This window comes from Agrobacterium sp. CG160-95, assembly GCF_053521725.1.
Window position 1 is genome coordinate 935119 of the sequence record NZ_JBNWDU010000002.1, and the last position, 16485, is coordinate 951603.

Here is a 16485-nt window from a genome sequence, read left to right on the forward strand (position 1 = left end):
AATGGCTTATCGACAGATCGCAGCCGGCACGACCTATCGTTTCGACGATCTGAAAACCCTGATGGCAAAGGCGACGCCGGAAAGGTCCGGTGACCAATTGGCCGGGATCGCGGCGGAAGGGCCGGTGGAGAGACTGGCGGCGCAGATGGCGCTGGCCGATCTGCCGCTTTCCACCTTTGTTGCACAGGAATTGATCGCCTCGGACGAGGACGAGATTTCGGCCCTGATAGCGCGCCAGCACGACGCACTGGCCTTCGCGCCGGTGTCTTCTCTGACGGTTGGTGAATTTCGCGAGTGGCTGCTCAATTCCAAGGTCGGGCACGCGGAACTTGAAGCGGTAAGCTGGGGTCTGACACCGGAAATGGTGGCGGCAGTCTCCAAGATCATGCGTCTGCAGGATCTCGTGACGGTATCGGCCAAACGGGAAGTCGTGACCCGTTTTCGCAACACTATTGGTCTTTCCGGCCGCCTTTCCACCCGCAACCAGCCAAATCATCCGACTGACAGTTCCCGTGGCATCGCCATCTCGGCCATTGACGGGTTGCTGCTGGGGAGCGGCGATGCGGTGATCGGTGTTAACCCGGCCACCAGCGCTGTGACGGACTATATCCGCGTCGTGCAGTTGCTCGACGATCTGCGGCAATGGCTGGACATTCCAACCCAGACCTGCTGCCTTGGCCATGTGACGACGGCTATCAAGGCGATGGAGCGCGCTGCACCCGTCGATCTGGTTTTTCAGTCGATTGCGGGTTCCCAGAAGGCCAATGCGGGCTTCGGCATTGATCTTGCCGTTCTGCGAGAGGCTCATGAGGCTGGTCAGTCGCTGAAGCGCGGAACTATCGGCAGCGACCTCATGTATTTCGAGACGGGGCAGGGGGCTGCCCTGTCGGCCGATGCGCATTTTGGTGTCGATCAGCAAACGATGGAGGCGCGTGCCTATGCCGTGGCGCGCGAATTCTCGCCGCTTCTGGTGAATACCGTCGTTGGCTTCATCGGTCCGGAATATCTCTATAATGGCAAGCAGATCATTCGCGCCGGGCTTGAAGATCATTTCTGCGGAAAGCTGCTTGGCCTGCCGATGGGTGTCGACGTCTGCTACACCAACCACGCCGATGCCGACCAGGAAGACATGGACGTGCTGCTGACCATGCTGTGCGCCGCTGATGTGAACTTCGTCATTACCGTGCCAGGCTCGGACGACGTCATGCTGAACTACCAGACGCTTTCCCATCACGATTCAATCTATGCCCGCGAAACGCTGAAGCGTCGGCCTGCGCCGGAGTTTGAGGAGTGGCTGGTGAATATGGGCGTCACGGATGCCGCCGGTCATATGATCGAGAACCCTGCGCTGATGAACCGCGGGCTTCGCGAACTTGATTTTCTTGGAAGGGACGCCGCCTGATGCGTGACCGCCGGCCCTCCCTCATCTCCAGCCCGCCGGAACGTCTCAAGGCCCTGCGTGTGGCAACCGATGCACGCGTGGCGCTCGGCCGCACGGGTGCAAGCCCGCCCACGCGCGCGGTACAGACATTTCTGTTGGATCATGCGCAGGCGCGCCAGACAGTGTGGCGTCCGCTGGACATTGAAAAAATGGAGCGTGACTTGCGCGCTTCGGGTGCGGATGTCGTGCATGTCGCAAGCCGCGCGCAGGACCGTGCGGATTACCTGCGCCGACCCGATCTCGGCCGTGCTCTTTCAGACGAGGGCCGTCTGGCGCTCGACGGGCAGGCCAAGGGAGCCGATGTCGCATTGGTAATCGCCGACGGGCTTTCCGCAACGGCTGTGGAGATGAATGCAGTGCCGGTGGCAACGGCGTTGCTTAATTCACTCGCAAGCAACGGATTGACGGTTGCGCCGCTCACACTTGCCACGCAGGCACGGGTTGCGCTGGCGGATGATGTGGGAGCCGTCCTCGGCGCAAAGGTGGCGGTGATCCTGATTGGCGAGCGGCCGGGCCTTTCGGCAGCCGACAGTCTTGGCGCCTATGTCACCTTCAGGCCGGAGACCGGGCTGCCGGACTCCCGACGCAACTGCATTTCCAATATTCGTGATGGTGGCGTGCCGCCCGTCGAAGCGGCGGGGAAGATCATGACCCTGATCAGCGCCATGTGCCAGCAGGAGACAAGTGGCGTGACGCTGGTTGAATTCGAAAAGCCGCTGACGGCTTTGTCCGACTAGAAACAAAGCAGATCTCATTCATAGCCACGATCCGGCAAGGTGCATCGGCTCGATCCGTTGCGCCTGTTGATTTCGCTTTCGAACCACGAAAATAAAGGCAAGCCCATGGTCCAGAGCCTCTCCACAGCATTCGACGTCGCCGTCATCGGTGCCGGGGTGGTCGGTTGCGCAGTTGCCCGTCGTTTCGCACTGGCTGGTGCGAAGGTCGTGATCATCGAGAAGGGGTCCGATATTCTTTCCGGGGCATCGAAGGCCAACAGCGCTATCCTCCACACCGGCTTCGATGCGCCTGAAGGCAGTCTGGAGCTGGAATTGGTGAAGGCAGGTCGGGCAAAATATCTGTCCATCCACAGGCAGATGGGCCTTAGCCTCGTTGAAACCGGCGCGTTGGTCTGTGCGTGGAATCCCGACGAGGCGCAAAGCCTGGAGGCGATCGCCGAGCAGGGGCGACGCAACGGCATTGCCGAGCTCGGTCTGCTTACGGCCCGGCAAGCCAGGGAATCCATGCCCGGCTTGTCCGACCGTCTTGTCGCAGCACTCGAAGTTCCGGGTGAACATGTCATCGATCCCTGGTCCGCGCCGCTGGGCTATCTTACGCAAGCGGTGGCGCTTGGCGCGCAGCTGGTGCGCAACGCCGAAGTCCTGTCCGGTGCGTTTGATGGCGCGTGGCAGATAGAGACGACGGCGGGTCCGATCCTTGCGGCGAGCGTTGTCAATGCGGCCGGATTGTTCGGCGATATCGTCGATGCGCGGCTGGGGCTTGTCCCAGACTTCACCATCAAGCCTCGCAAGGGACAATTCGTCGTTCTCGACAAGGCCGCCCGCCGGCACGTGCCGCGCATCGTCCTGCCCGTTCCCACCGAAATCACCAAGGGCATCGTTGTGTGTCCAACCGCCTTCGGCAACGTTCTCGTCGGCCCGACGGCGGAAGAACAGGATGACCGCGAGCGTGCGACGGTAGAAACGGCGGCGCTGGAAGCGCTGCTGACGCGCGGCAGGGAGATCGTTCCGGCACTCGCCTCCATTCCCGTGACCGCTATCTATGCCGGCTTGCGCCCGGCCTCCGAGAAGAAACATTACCGGATTTCCGCACGGCCAGACCTGCGCGCGATCACGCTTGGCGGCGTGCGATCCACCGGTCTCAGTGCGGCACTTGGTCTGGCGCAGCACGCTCTGGCGCTTCACGAAAGTTTCGGCACGCGCTTCATGCCCCCGCCCACAGTGCCTCATGTGACGATGCCGAACCTGAGCGAAACCTGCGAGCGGGACTGGCAGCGCGCTGATCATGGCGAAATCGTCTGCCATTGCGAGCTTGTCACCCGCCGTGAGATCGAGGCGACATTTTCCAGCGCGGTGCCGCCGGGTGATTTCGGAGGTCTGCGGCGGCGCACCCGCGCCGGCATGGGGCGCTGTCAGGGATTTTACTGCAACGCCCGGCTGGCCGCGATGACGGGCGACCGTCTGGCTGTACCGCTTGCGGTCCGTCCGGGAGACGATCGATGAACTCCCGGAAGCCTTTTCAGCAGACGCAAGAAAACGTTCCGGATGCAGATGTAATCGTGGTCGGCGGCGGCCCGGCGGGCGTGGCGGCAGCGCTGGAGCTAAAAGCACGCGGCGTCGCGCGTGTGACGATCCTCGAGCGTGAGCCAGCCCTTGGCGGCGCACCCCGTCATTGCACACATTCGCCTTTCGGCATGCGCGAATTCGGACGCGTTTATTTCGGCCCGGCCTATGCGCGACGTCTGCAGCGGCAGGCGCAGGATGCGGGCGTTGATGTCCTCACCGGTCATTCCGTGGTGGAACTCGGACAGGACGGTACCCTGCTGGTTACGTCTGCGTGCGGCGTGGAGACGTTGAAGGCCCGGCGCATTGTGCTGGCGACCGGCGCGCGGGAAAAACCACGCTCAGCGCGGCTCCTGCCGGGCGACCGGCCGGTGGGAGTGATCACCACCGGCACGCTGCAATCCTATGTCGCCTTTCACGGCATCATGCCCTTTCGCCGGCCGCTTATCCTTGGTTCGGAACTGGTTTCCTTTTCCGCGCTTCTCACTTGCCTGACGCATGGCGCGCGGCCGGTGGCGATGATCGAGCCTGAGCCGGAACCGCTGGCGCGGTCGCTTTTCCGGTGGTTTCCCCGATTGGTCGGAGTGCCCTTTCATTGCCGCGCAACACTCGTGGACATTCGTGGGAGCGGTCGTGTCGAGGAGGCCGACATCCGGCTGGCAGATGGCCGTATCCTCACCGTCAAGTGCGATGGTGTTCTCCTCACCGGGCGGTTCACGCCGGAGGCAACGCTTCTGAACGCATCCCCTGTTGATGTGGCGGGAGGCAGCGATGGCCCTACGATCGATCAGGACGGCCGGATGGCCAACCCGATGTTCTTCGCCACGGGGAACGTATTGCGGGCCGTGGAAACGGGTGGCTGGTCGTTTCGCGAAGGCCGCCGCGTGGGTGCTGCCGTTGCCGACGATCTCACCCGCGAACTCTGCAACGCAAAGGCAGTCCGTATCGCTTTCGCCGACCCGCTCAAACTCGCGGTACCCACCATGGTGCGATCGGGGGGACTTGACCGGCCGGCTTTTCTCGATTTTCAGCTGCGCTTCATCAGACGTGTTCAAGGCAGGCTTTCGCTTCATCTTGATGGAACCGAAGTGTGGAGCAAGTCCGGCCGGTGGCTGCCGGAACGCCGTGTGCTTGTGCCCATTCCCCGCGCCGCAGTTGAGGCGACCCAGATTGCCTTTCACTTTCAGGAGACGAATTGATGCGCATAGCGGCGATCGATCAGGGAACGACGTCGACCCGATGCCTTGTGATAAGCGACGATGGCACGGCGCAACTCGTCTCAAGCCTGCGTCATGCACAGTTCTATCCAAACCCCGGCCATGTGGAGCATGATCCGGAAGAGCTGTTGCGCAACATCCGCGCGGTACTGGCCGATGCCGGACCGGTAGATGCGATCGCGATCGCCAACCAGGGCGAGAGTTGCCTGGCGTGGGATGCCGAGAGTGGGGAAGCGCTGTCGCCGGTCATCGTCTGGCAGGATGCCCGCACCGCCGAAGCCTTGGCCGCTCTGCCCCAATCGGCTGCGGAACGATCGAAAGAGATTTGCGGATTGCCGCTCGATCCCTATTTTTCGGCGAGCAAACTGTCGTGGTTGCTAAGGCACAATCCGGCGGTGGCACGGGCGAGAGCCGAAGGGCGGTTGCGCCTGGGCACCACCGACGCATTCTTTCTGGATCGGCTTACAAGCTGTTTCCGCACCGACCTTGCAACGGCCTCGCGGACGGGACTGCTTGATCTGGCAACCGGTGCCTGGAGCCCGGAACTCTGCGCTCTTCATGGGGTGCCGCTGGATTGCCTGCCCGCAATCGGTCCTGTTAATGGCGGCTTCGGTTCCATCGAGGGAACGCCCATTCGCGTTTCCATCGTCGATCAGCAGGCGGCGCTTTATGGGCACGGTTGCCGCAAACCGGGCGATTGTAAGATAACCTTCGGCACGGGCGCCTTCCTGTTGGCCATCGCTGGTCACGAACGCCCGTTGGCGGGGGAGCTTCTGCCCACCATTGGCTGGCAGAAGCAAGGCGGCGCGGCCATTTTCGCCATAGAAGGCGGGGTTTATGACGCCGGTGCCGCGCTGGAATGGGCGCGAAAGATCGGCCTTTATGTTGACAATACTGAACTTGACGGTTTTGAGGGTTCATCGGCCGTTCGTCGTGGACTGGTGTTCGTGCCTGCATTTTCGGGCCTTGCCGCGCCATATTGGGATAGACAGGCCGTACCGCTTTTCATCGGCATGGACCACGCAACGGCGCGGAGTGACATGGTTCGCGCCCTGCTTGAGGGCATTGCCTTGCTGACGGTTCGGTTGATCGAAGCCGCGCAGACTTTCGTTCCCATCGGCGATACGATTTCGATAGATGGCGGCCTGTCGAACAGTCGCTATTTCGCCCGTTTCCTGGCCGCTGCCAGTGGTCGGACCATCTGCGTTCCGGCCATGCGCGAGTTGACGGCGCTTGGTCTCGCGGAACTGTGCGATATCGATGTCACCGCCATGCGAAAAAATGCCGAGATATTCAAACCCGACGGATCGGTCGAAGAAGCGGATCACGCTCGCTTTGCACGCGCCATAGGCAATGCGAGGGGCTGGTCGGGCGGTTGATGTCCACTTGGAATAGCCGGTTCATCGGCAATATCGGTGTGATCCACAACGGCCGCCCGCTCTAGCGGCGGCTTGGTGGCTTAGCGTGTTGGTCCTGCAACCCAAAACCTCCAACGCGCGGCGCGGCTTAAATTACCAAATCTTTAGTTGTGTACCAGTTCGCCAATACCTAGCTTTATGGCGAGGCTGCATCCGTTGTGGATATGAGCAAGGAACCGGTAAGCCCGTTTCCTGTTGTTATCCAGGAACAGAGCCTTGGTTCAAGGTCGAGATACCCCGTCATGACTGTTCAGGACTGCAATTCGCGCCACTTTCGCCTGCCTCATCAGCGTAACCGAGACATCTCATGATGCGCACCGGACTGGATTTTGCACCGGGCGCGCCTGGCATAGAAGCGCGCTGGACGTCGAGCGCCAAAAACGGGGTCGGCACTGCGCTGTCGGAAGCATCGCCTATCTGGTTCACGCTCAGCCACGGCATTCTGAACGAGGTCTATTATCCGAGGATAGACAGTGCCTGCACCCGCGATCTCGGTTTTGTTGTCACTGGGCCTGAGGGTTACTTTTCGGAAGAAAAACGCGACTGCGTATCCGTCACCCGCCCTTTTAAAAGTGGAATTCCGGCATTTCACATTACCAATACGGCGACGGATGGCTCGTTCAGAATTGAGAAACAGGTGATCAGCGATCCCGCGCGGGCCAGTGTTCTTCAGCAGCTTTCGTTCATTCCCCTGAAGGGACAAATTTCGGATTATCGCGTGACTGCGCTGCTGGCACCTCATCTCGTCAATGCAGGCAATCTTAACTCGGCTTGGATTGGCGACTATGAGGGACATCAGGTCCTCTTCGCGACCGGCCGTTCACGATATCTTGCGCTTGTCTGCGATCTGCCTTGGCGGGCAGTCAGCGCCGGTTTCGTGGGTGTTTCCGATGGTTGGCAGCAGTTGCATCGGCACGGACGCATCGTTGAAGAGTACCAGCGAGCCGATGACGGAAATGTCTCGCTGGCAGGTGAGATCGACTTCAGTGATGTCAATGGCGCGGCAACATTGGCGCTCGGCTTTGGCGAGACGGAATATGCAGCGGCTGCGGCGGCCGTTTACAGTCTGAAGCATGGCTTTGAACGGGCGCACGAGGCCTACGTTGCCAACTGGCGCAACTGGCAAGACCGGCTGGAAACGCTCGACCGCGATACGCATCACGGCATCAATTCCTATCGGGTGTCGACAGCAGTGCTCGCCGCACATCGTGCCGCCGACCGGCCGGGCGCTGTTGTTGCAAGCCTGTCGATCCCATGGGGAGCATCGAAGAGCGATGACGATCTCGGTGGTTATCATCTGGTCTGGCCGCGCGATCTGGTGGAAGCGGCCGGCGGATTTCTGGCGGCCGGCGATCACCACGAGGCGCTGGCGATCCTCAATTATCTTCGTCAGGTGCAGCAGCCATCGGGCCGCTGGCCGCAAAATCTCTGGCTGGATGGCAAACCCTATTGGCCGGGCGTCCAGATGGATGAATGCGCCTTTCCGATCCTGCTGGCGGATATGCTGCATCGACATGGTCACCTGGATCATGCCACGCGGGCGGATTTTATGCCGATGATCCACCGCGCCGCAGCCTATATTCTGGCAAACGGCCCGACGACCGGTGAGGACAGGTGGGAAGAGGATGCCGGCTACAGTCCCTTCACCCTTGCCGTCGAGATCGCTGCGCTGCTTGCCGCTGCCGACCTTATCGATATGAACGGTGATGCTGCCGAAGCCGTGCATCTACGGGAAACGGCTGATTGCTGGAACGAGCAGATCGAACAATGGACCTTTGCCGGTGACGAGACATTCTGCGCCGCGCTTGGCATTTCCGGCCACTATGTTCGCATCGCTTCGCCTGACGCGACCGACGTAGCTCGACCATTCGGCGATACGCCCATCCGCAACCAGACGCCGGACCGTTCCACGCTGCCGACCAGCGACGTCATCAGCCCCGATGCGCTTGCCCTTGTTCGCTTCGGCCTGCGCGCGCCTGACGATCCGCATATTCTCGCGACGATCAAAGCCATCGACCATTGCCTGCGTGCCGATCTGCCGCAGGGGCCTGTATGGTATAGATATACGGGCGATGGATATGGTGAGCACGCCGATGGAGCAGCATTCGACGGCACCGGGCAGGGGCGGCCATGGCCGCTTTTGACCGGCGAACGCGCCCATTACGAGCTTTCTGCGGGAAGGCGGGAGGTGGCCGAAGCGCTGCTGGTAACGCTGGAGAAATCGGCCGGTGGGAACGGCCTTTTCCCCGAGCAGCTCTGGGACCAGCCCGACCTTCCCGAATACGAGCTTTTCTACGGCCAGCCCTCAGGAAGTGCGATGCCGCTGGTCTGGGCGCATGCTGAACATATCAAACTTCTGCGGTCGCTTGCCGATGGTTCCGTTTTCGACATGCCGCCGCAGGGTGTGGAGCGCTACATCCTCAACAAGACACCGTCGCACCTTCGGATCTGGTGTTTCAATAACAAGATTGCCGGGATACCGGCCGGCAAGATGTTGCGCCTCGAACTGACGGATGATGCTGTCGTGCACTGGAGTGCGGATGGCTGGGTGACGACCAGCGACACCAGAACGATTGCTTCCGGCCTTGGCACATATTTCGTCGACTTGCCCGTTCAGGATATGGCGGCGGGCGACGCAATCGTTTTTACTTTCTTTTGGCCAAACACAGGGAATTGGGAAAACCAGGATTTCACCGTTCGCCTCGGCGAATGAAGTACATATCGCGCATTGGACAAATGGAGTGTCAGCATGCAGATCGGAATGGTTGGGCTTGGACGAATGGGCGCAAACATGGTGCGCCGTCTTCTGAAACAGGGTCATGATTGCGTCGTCTTCGACGTCAATCTCGACAATGTCGCAGCATTGGTGAAGGAAGGCGCAGTTGGCGCGAGCTCGCCAGACGACCTGGTCGCGAAGCTGTCACCGCCACGCGCCGTCTGGCTAATGCTGCCGGCGGCAATAACGCCGAAAATTGCTCGTGACTTTGCCGCCAGACTGCAGGCGGGCGATGCCATCATCGATGGCGGCAACTCCTTCTACCGGGATGCCATCGATTTGGCGGCGGAATTTGCGCCCCGTAGCATCGACTTCATCGACACCGGTACATCCGGTGGCGTCTGGGGTCTGGAGCGCGGCTATTCTCTGATGATCGGTGGCCCGTTGGGTGCCGTGCAGCGGCTCGATCCGATTTTTGCTTCGCTCGCTCCCGGTGCGGGCCAGGGCATCCCGGCCGATCCCGTCACCGGCACGGCGCCAATGGGATATTTGCATTGCGGACCGTCAGGCGCAGGGCATTTCGTCAAGATGGTTCACAATGGCATCGAATACGGTGTTATGGCCGCCTATGCGGAAGGCCTGAATATCTTGAAGGCCGCGAATGCCGGCACGCAGCACCGGGAGGCCGATGCGGAAACGGCGCCGCTCGCCCACCCGCAATACTACCAGTTCGACATCGATCTTCCTGCCGTGACGGAGGTCTGGCGGCATGGGTCTGTCATCGGCTCGTGGTTGCTCGATCTGACGGCGGAGGCGCTGAAGCAGGACCCTCATCTCGACCAGTATGGCGGGCGGGTGTCAGATTCAGGCGAAGGGCGCTGGACCCTTCAGGCGGCCGTCGAAACGGGTGTTCCTGCGCCTGTTTTGGCTTCCGCCCTGTTCGAGCGCTTCTCCTCACGCGGTGAGGCGGAGTTTGCCGGCAAGGTACTCTCGGCCATGCGCAATGCCTTTGGTGGCCATCTGGAAAAAGCAAAATGAGGGCGCCGGCCATGGACAAGCAGCGATCGGACGTGCTCGTGGTGTTCGGTGCCACCGGCGACCTTGCCTACAAAATGATCTTTCCTTCCCTTTACGCCATGGTGAAACGCGGCGCGCTTCAAACGCCAGTCATCGGTGTCGCCTTCGATGACTGGTCGCGCGATCAGCTGATCGCAAGGGCGCGCGACGCGGTTACCAGCCACGTCGACAAGATCGATGAAGCCGTCTTCGAAAAATTCGCTTCTCAACTGCATTACGTGTCCGGCGACTACCGTAACGAGGCGACATTCGAAAAGCTGCGCGCTGCACTCGGTGACCACGGTCATCCGCTTTATTACCTCGCCATTCCGCCGTCACTGTTTGAAACCGTCGTGACCGGGCTTGATAAGGCCGCGATAGCCGCTTCGGCACGATTGATGGTGGAAAAACCGTTTGGCCGCGATCTCGCCACGGCGGAGGCGCTGAACCAGTCGCTGCACGCGGTTTTCGAAGAGGACGCCATTTTTCGCATCGACCATTTTCTCGGCAAGGAGGCGATTCAGAACCTTCTTTATTTCCGGTTCGCCAATGCCTTTCTTGAACCGGTCTGGAACCGCGATCATGTTGAAAGCGTGCAGATCACCATGGCCGAGGATTTTGGCATCAAGGGACGCGGAAAGTTTTATGACGAGGTTGGATGCATCCGGGATGTGATCCAGAACCATCTCATCAACGTGCTGTTGCTACTGGCCATGGAGCCACCGGCAACAAGCGCTTCGGATGATCTTGTCGATGAGAAAGTGCAGATCCTCAAAGCCATGCCACCACTCAGCCGCGAGGATGTGGTGCGTGGCCAGTTCGACGGTTATCTCGACGAACCCGGCGTTGCGCCCGGCTCCAGCCGCGAGACCTTTGCCGCCGTGCGGTTTCGCGTGGCCACATGGCGCTGGAACGGCGTGCCCTTCTTCATCCGCGCGGGAAAGAACCTCCCTGCCCATGCAACCGAAGTTGTGGTGCGTTTCAAGCGGCCGCCGATAGCGCTTTTCGGCGATGTTGAGGCGGCGGCCGCAAATTATGTGCGCTTCCGGCTCGGGCCAGATATCGCCATCGGCATTGGCGCGCGCCGCAAGGCTGCCGGGGACGGTATGCTCGGCGAGGCGGTGGAGCTGGGCGCTGTCGATGACGGCATCGGCGACATGGCGCCTTATGAACGGCTGATCGGCGATGCGATGGCAGGCGAACGCCAGCTTTTCACCCGTCAGGATGCGGCAGAACTTGCATGGAAAATCGTCGAGCCCATTCTCGACGACCCGGCCGTGCCGCCACGCTATGCCGTAGGAAGCTGGGGTCCGGTCGAGATGGAGAGTTTCGCGCCGCCCGGCGGTTGGGTCGATCCGGAGTGACGCCCATGCCAGCAAATACCACGGACGGTAGTTCAATGACACAGGATCGGATCGTTCTAGCGATCGATATCGGCGGCAGCCACGTCAAGATCCGCTCAAGTGCCGGTGGCGACGAGCGCAAGGTCGAAAGCGGCAAGGCGATGACCGGGCCGGAAATGGTCATCGCCGTAACCGCCATGGCGAAAGACATGACCTATGACGTCATCGCCATGGGATATCCCGGTCCGGTCGTCCACAACAAACCGCTTCGCGAACCGGTCAATCTGGGTACAGGCTGGGTCGGTTATGATTACGCCGGCGCTTTCCGCTGCCCCGTTCGTATCGTTAACGATGCGCTGATGCAGGCAATCGGCTCCTATCAGGGCGGGCGCATGTTGTTTCTCGGTCTCGGAACAGGCCTGGGAGCTGCGATGATTGTCGAAAACGTGGCCCAGCCCATGGAGATCGCTCATCTTCCCTATCGGAAGGGCAAAACGTACGAGCACTATCTCCGAGAGGCGTATCGCGAAGAGAAGGGCAATGCCAAATGGCAAAAGCGCGTCACTGATGTCGTAGAGCGTCTGACTGCCGCCCTTGAACCGGATGAGGTGGTCATCGGCGGCGGTAATGTCGAAAAACTCGATACGCTGCCGCCCGGATGCCGCCGCGGAGACAATGCGCTTGCTTTCGAAGGCGGATTCCAGCTGTGGAAGAACCCGAACCTCATCGTCTAGCCGGTCAAATATGCCAGGTCGACTGCTGCTTCGATAACTACGCAATCGGTGCGGCGTAGCCTCTACCTAATCGGTTGGAGGCTTCTCGGCCGACACCCACTTGTTCCGGCCTGTCTGCTTGGCGCTCAAAAGCGCAGCGTCCGCGCGTTCCAGGACGCTGCTCACGGTTCCAGCACCCGGTGATGTTGCGATACCGATGGATATGGTGATCGAGTCAAGCAGACGGCCCCGGTAGGTGAAAGGTGCGCGCTCGACCGCGTGCCGGAGTTTCTCCGCAACCTTGATGGCATCTTCAATGCCCCCAGCCGGCAGGAGCACGGTGAATTCCTCGCCGCCGAAACGGAATAGTTCACCCAGATCGCCGACAGCTTCCGACAGCACCTGGGCGACATATTGCATCACTGCATCTCCGGCATCATGGCCAAACCGGTCATTGAAGCGCTTGAAATGGTCGATGTCGAGCATCAGACATGCAAGCGAATTGGTTGGCTTTTCAATATGCCTGTTCAGCGTCTCATCAAGCGATCGACGGTTCAAAAGACCAGTCAGTGCGTCTTGCCGTGCCATGCCAACCAGCCGCTGCCGAAGCTGGAGGTTTGCAACGGCAAGGCCTATATTTTCGGCGAGGAGTTCGAGATATAGCCGCTCCAACTCCAGCGTCTCGCTACTCTGCGGAATCTCAAGATATAATAAGCCGACGGTGTCTCCCAATGCGGTGAGTGGTATGCACAGGCCTGTTGCGAAACTGCCATGTAGGTGATGGCAGACAACATCGTCTCCGCCCGGGTTGCTGGCGTGGGGACGTCCGCGACGGAGAGCCCAGCAATCGTCTATCGAAAATTCCGGGGCGGAAAACGAAGGATCGGACCATTGTCCGGTCGATTGGAGAACCGAACTGTTTTCCTTGAGAACAAGCAGGCGGCCGGCAATGGCCGGGAAAATTTGCGGCATGAATTTCGAAACGACGTCGGACAATTCTTCCTGATTCTGGCAGGCCTGAATCCGATGCATCATCTGCAGGATCAGGTCCTTGATGCGTTGATTCCTGCGGTGCTCCGCGTCAAGCCGTTCCCGTTCCAGCCCGTTGCTGCGGAAGATCCTGATAGCCTGGTTCATTTCACCGATTTCGTCACGCCGGCCTTCGTCGGGCAGGTCGATACTGTAATCCTGCCGGGCAAGGCGCGTGACGATGTTGCTCATTTTGATAAGCGGCAAGGCAACGCGTCTGCTGAGGACAAAATAGAGTACGGCCACAAACATCAGGGCGGTGAGCGCAAGCATCACCTTCGCGATCGATCCGTAGAAATCGCTTCGGTCTTTAGCCTGGTCAACCATCGCCTGCGAGCGGGCCGCAATGGCTTCTCTCAGCGTCGCGACGGTTGTCAGCAGGTCCGTATGCAGTCGATAGTGCTCATCGCCGAACAGGACCTGCTGTGCATCGTTCTGGCGGCCGGATCGATAGAAACCGATTGCATCACGCTCCATCTTGTCCAGTGCGTCGGCGCTCTTTCGTATGTCCTGAAATGAGCCTGCCTCTTGCGGCGAAACACCAAGAGCTGCGAGTTTGTCCAGGGTGTTTTCAAGGTGCTTTTCCTGATCTTCGTCGACGTAGAATTTTGCGAGATGCTGTTCGTCGCCTCGCATGACGTAAAGACGCGCCTCCTCGGTGCGCTCGTCCGCAATGATCGCCAGTTCTTCGGCGAGATCGGTCAGTTCGAGATGATTCTGGATTGCCACCCGCTCTTGAGAAGCGCTTCTGGCCGATAGAATGAATGTGGTCGCCGATACTGTCGTGAGCACGAGGGTGACAGCATAAGCCAGGTTCGTGATGGTACTAAGTCGCATGATGGCGCCGTATGCTTGCCGCACGGCATGAAAACCGGGTGCGGCGGGGTCCAATTTCAGATTCTGCTTATGTTAGGCCATCTCGTCAAACGGGAAGTCAACACGCGGTTAACCGTCAATATGATCTGTCGCACCGCGGGCCAAGTCAGGCACCCCATCGCGATGCACCTGGACCGTCTCCACCAACGGTCACAATATCCGCCAGCACGATTCCGGTATGTCGGCAGCTGGCCAGAAAGCCGTGTATTTAGAGGCTTTTGAAAAGCCCCGCGCAGCAACGGAATTATATTTCACGACGCATCACAAAGCCGTGAAACCTTTCGACGCATCGTTCGTTTAGCGCCCATGATCGATAATGACGCAGGACCGAAGCCGGTCGTTGGTGCCGACGAGACTGGCACCCAAACCGCATCCGAAAACGATGCCCATGAAAACGATGATCCGCTCCCGCCAGAGGAGATGGAACCTGCTTTGGGCTTGACGCCGGAGGAGGCCGAGGAGGCTCGCAGAAAATATCTGCTGAAGCGTTTCTGGATCAGCGCGCGAGGGTTCTGGAGCCGTCGCGGCGATCGGCTGGCCTGGCTGTTTTCGCTCGGGCTTCTGGCTATGATCGGCATAAATGTCGGCTTCCAGTATGGCATCAACGTCTGGAATCGCGGGATTTTTGACGCGATTGAGAAACGCGACGCGTCGACGGTCTATTTTCTCGGATCCGTCTTTCCGCTGCTCGTCCTGGGAAGTGTCTTTATCGTGACCTCGCAGGTCTATGTCAGGATGCGCATTCAGCGGCGCTGGCGTTCCTGGCTGACAAAGTCGCTCGTTGGAAGATGGATTGCGAATGGCCGCTATTATCAGCTCAATTTGATCGATGGTGACCATCAAAACCCCGAGGCAAGGCTCTCGGAGGATATGCGTATTGCCACCGAGGCGCCCGTGGATTTTGTTTCAGGTGTCATCGCTGCATTCGTGTCTGCCTCTACCTTTATCGTTGTCTTGTGGACGATTGGTGGCGCTCTCACGGTCTCTATCGCGGGTGTCTGGATCACGATCCCCGGCTTTCTCGTGATTGCGGCTGTTATCTATGCAATCATCACATCCAGTTCCATCGCCTTCATTGCCCGGAACTTCGTCAAGGTTTCCGAAGTCAAGAACCAGGTTGAAGCGGAGTTTCGCTACACGCTTACGCGCGTCAGGGAGAATGGTGAGAGCATCGCCCTGCTTGGCGGCGAAGACGAGGAGCGCAGCGATCTGGACAAGCGCTTCGGCAATGTCCGGCGGCAGTGGCGTCTCATGGCGCAGCAATACATGCGCACCACGGTCGTATCGAATGGATCGATGTTGATTGCCCCCGTCGTACCGGTTCTGTTGTGCGCGCCGAAGTTTCTCGATGGAAGCATGTCTCTTGGCGAGGTAATGCAGGCTGCTTCCGCTTTCACCATTGTTCAATCCGCATTTGGATGGCTGGTCGACAACTATCCCCGTCTGGCCGACTGGAATGCCTGCGCGCGACGTGTGGCCTCCCTGATGATGTCGCTCGATGGCCTGGAGCGGGCCGAAAAGAGCGACACTCTCGGTCGGATCGTGCGAGGCGAAACGGAAGGCGAGACAATACTCAGCCTCAAGGATGTGTCCGTTTCTCTCGGTGACGGAACGGCCGTCGTCAAGGAGACGGATGTCGAGATCGGCGCGGGTGAGAGAGTGCTTGTCGCGGGGGAATCGGGCTCGGGCAAAAGCACACTGGTTCGGGCCATTTCCGGTCTCTGGCCATGGGGTGGAGGCAGCGTCAATTTTCGCGCCGGCAGCCGATTGTTCATGCTGCCGCAGCGGCCATATATTCCGGCCGGCACGCTACGTCGGGCGGTCTGCTATCCGCAACCGGCCGAGAGCTGGACGCCGGAAGAGATTGGGGCCGCTCTCGACAAGGTCGGTCTGGGTCAACTCAAGGACAAGATTGAAGACGAGGCGCCGTGGGACCAGACGTTATCAGGTGGCGAAAAACAACGGCTGACCTTCGCACGTCTGTTGCTGAACGCCCCCGACATCATCGTCATGGACGAGGCGACGGCGGCTCTGGACGAGAAAAGTCAGGACAAGATGATGCAGACGGTAATTGATGAGCTACCCGATGCGACGATCGTAAGCGTAGCGCATCGTGCCGAACTGGAAGCGTTTCATAGCCGGAAGATCACATTGGAACGGCGGGAGGGGGGCGCAAAGCTTGTCAGCGATATCGATCTCATTCCTCGCAAGGCGAGAGGCTCCATGCTGCGGAGAATAGTCAAGCGGAGGTGATGGCACCGACGCTTGTGCTGACCTGCTTGAATGCCGGGGTAGGAGAGTTGGTGGCCGCTCATTGTCGTTGGGGAGAATTCATTGACCAGTTTGGCGCAAACGAACAGAATGAGGGCTTGCCGC

At 59.9% G+C, this 16485-nt stretch carries 11 protein-coding genes; 10 read left to right on the forward strand and 1 reads right to left on the reverse strand.

What is annotated here, in order from left to right:
- Window position 1 precedes the first annotated feature (1 nt).
- The 9 genes from ACQZ63_RS10915 (at window position 2) to ACQZ63_RS10955 (ending at window position 12225) form a co-directional block, all read left to right on the forward strand.
- Complete coding sequence (locus tag ACQZ63_RS10915) at window positions 2-1402, forward strand: ethanolamine ammonia-lyase subunit EutB (RefSeq protein ID WP_019566395.1); 1401 nt, start codon at window positions 2-4, stop codon at window positions 1400-1402.
- A complete protein-coding gene (gene eutC / locus ACQZ63_RS10920; RefSeq protein ID WP_113556240.1) occupies window positions 1402-2178 on the forward strand; it encodes an ethanolamine ammonia-lyase subunit EutC in 777 nt (258 codons plus the stop codon). Before ACQZ63_RS10915 ends, eutC begins: the two co-directional genes overlap by 1 nt.
- A gap of 105 nt (window positions 2179-2283) precedes the next feature.
- Window positions 2284-3681 carry an FAD-dependent oxidoreductase gene (locus ACQZ63_RS10925; protein WP_448799136.1) on the forward strand — a complete coding sequence of 466 codons (1398 nt, stop codon included), beginning with the start codon at window positions 2284-2286 and terminating at the stop codon, window positions 3679-3681.
- Window positions 3678-4940: an NAD(P)/FAD-dependent oxidoreductase gene (locus tag ACQZ63_RS10930; RefSeq protein WP_113556239.1), complete on the forward strand. Its 1263-nt coding sequence runs from the start codon at window positions 3678-3680 to the stop codon at window positions 4938-4940. Before ACQZ63_RS10925 ends, ACQZ63_RS10930 begins: the two co-directional genes overlap by 4 nt.
- A complete protein-coding gene (locus tag ACQZ63_RS10935; RefSeq protein WP_113556238.1) occupies window positions 4940-6337 on the forward strand; it encodes an FGGY family carbohydrate kinase in 1398 nt (465 codons plus the stop codon). Before ACQZ63_RS10930 ends, ACQZ63_RS10935 begins: the two co-directional genes overlap by 1 nt.
- Window positions 6338-6683: 346 nt before the next feature.
- Window positions 6684-9089, forward strand: a complete 2406-nt coding sequence (locus tag ACQZ63_RS10940; RefSeq protein WP_162763661.1) for a glucan 1,4-alpha-glucosidase — start codon at window positions 6684-6686, stop codon at window positions 9087-9089.
- A 36-nt stretch (window positions 9090-9125) separates the two neighbouring features.
- A complete protein-coding gene (gene gnd, locus ACQZ63_RS10945) occupies window positions 9126-10130 on the forward strand; it encodes a phosphogluconate dehydrogenase (NAD(+)-dependent, decarboxylating) (RefSeq protein ID WP_080801003.1) in 1005 nt (334 codons plus the stop codon).
- Window positions 10127-11512 carry a glucose-6-phosphate dehydrogenase gene (gene zwf, locus ACQZ63_RS10950; RefSeq protein ID WP_003517662.1) on the forward strand — a complete coding sequence of 462 codons (1386 nt, stop codon included), beginning with the start codon at window positions 10127-10129 and terminating at the stop codon, window positions 11510-11512. Before gnd ends, zwf begins: the two co-directional genes overlap by 4 nt.
- Window positions 11513-11547: 35 nt before the next feature.
- A complete protein-coding gene (locus ACQZ63_RS10955) occupies window positions 11548-12225 on the forward strand; it encodes an ROK family protein (protein ID WP_003517660.1) in 678 nt (225 codons plus the stop codon).
- Window positions 12226-12291: 66 nt separating this feature from the next.
- On the opposite strand, the gene ACQZ63_RS10960 is transcribed toward ACQZ63_RS10955, so the two are convergent.
- Window positions 12292-14070 (reverse strand): diguanylate cyclase, encoded by a 1779-nt coding sequence (locus ACQZ63_RS10960; RefSeq protein WP_113556276.1) that lies wholly within the window; start codon window positions 14068-14070, stop codon window positions 12292-12294.
- Between the two features lie 345 nt (window positions 14071-14415).
- Here ACQZ63_RS10960 and ACQZ63_RS10965 point away from each other — a divergent pair, with 345 nt between their 5' ends.
- Window positions 14416-16362 (forward strand): ABC transporter ATP-binding protein/permease, encoded by a 1947-nt coding sequence (locus ACQZ63_RS10965; RefSeq protein WP_038493635.1) that lies wholly within the window; start codon window positions 14416-14418, stop codon window positions 16360-16362.
- Window positions 16363-16485 lie beyond the last annotated feature (123 nt).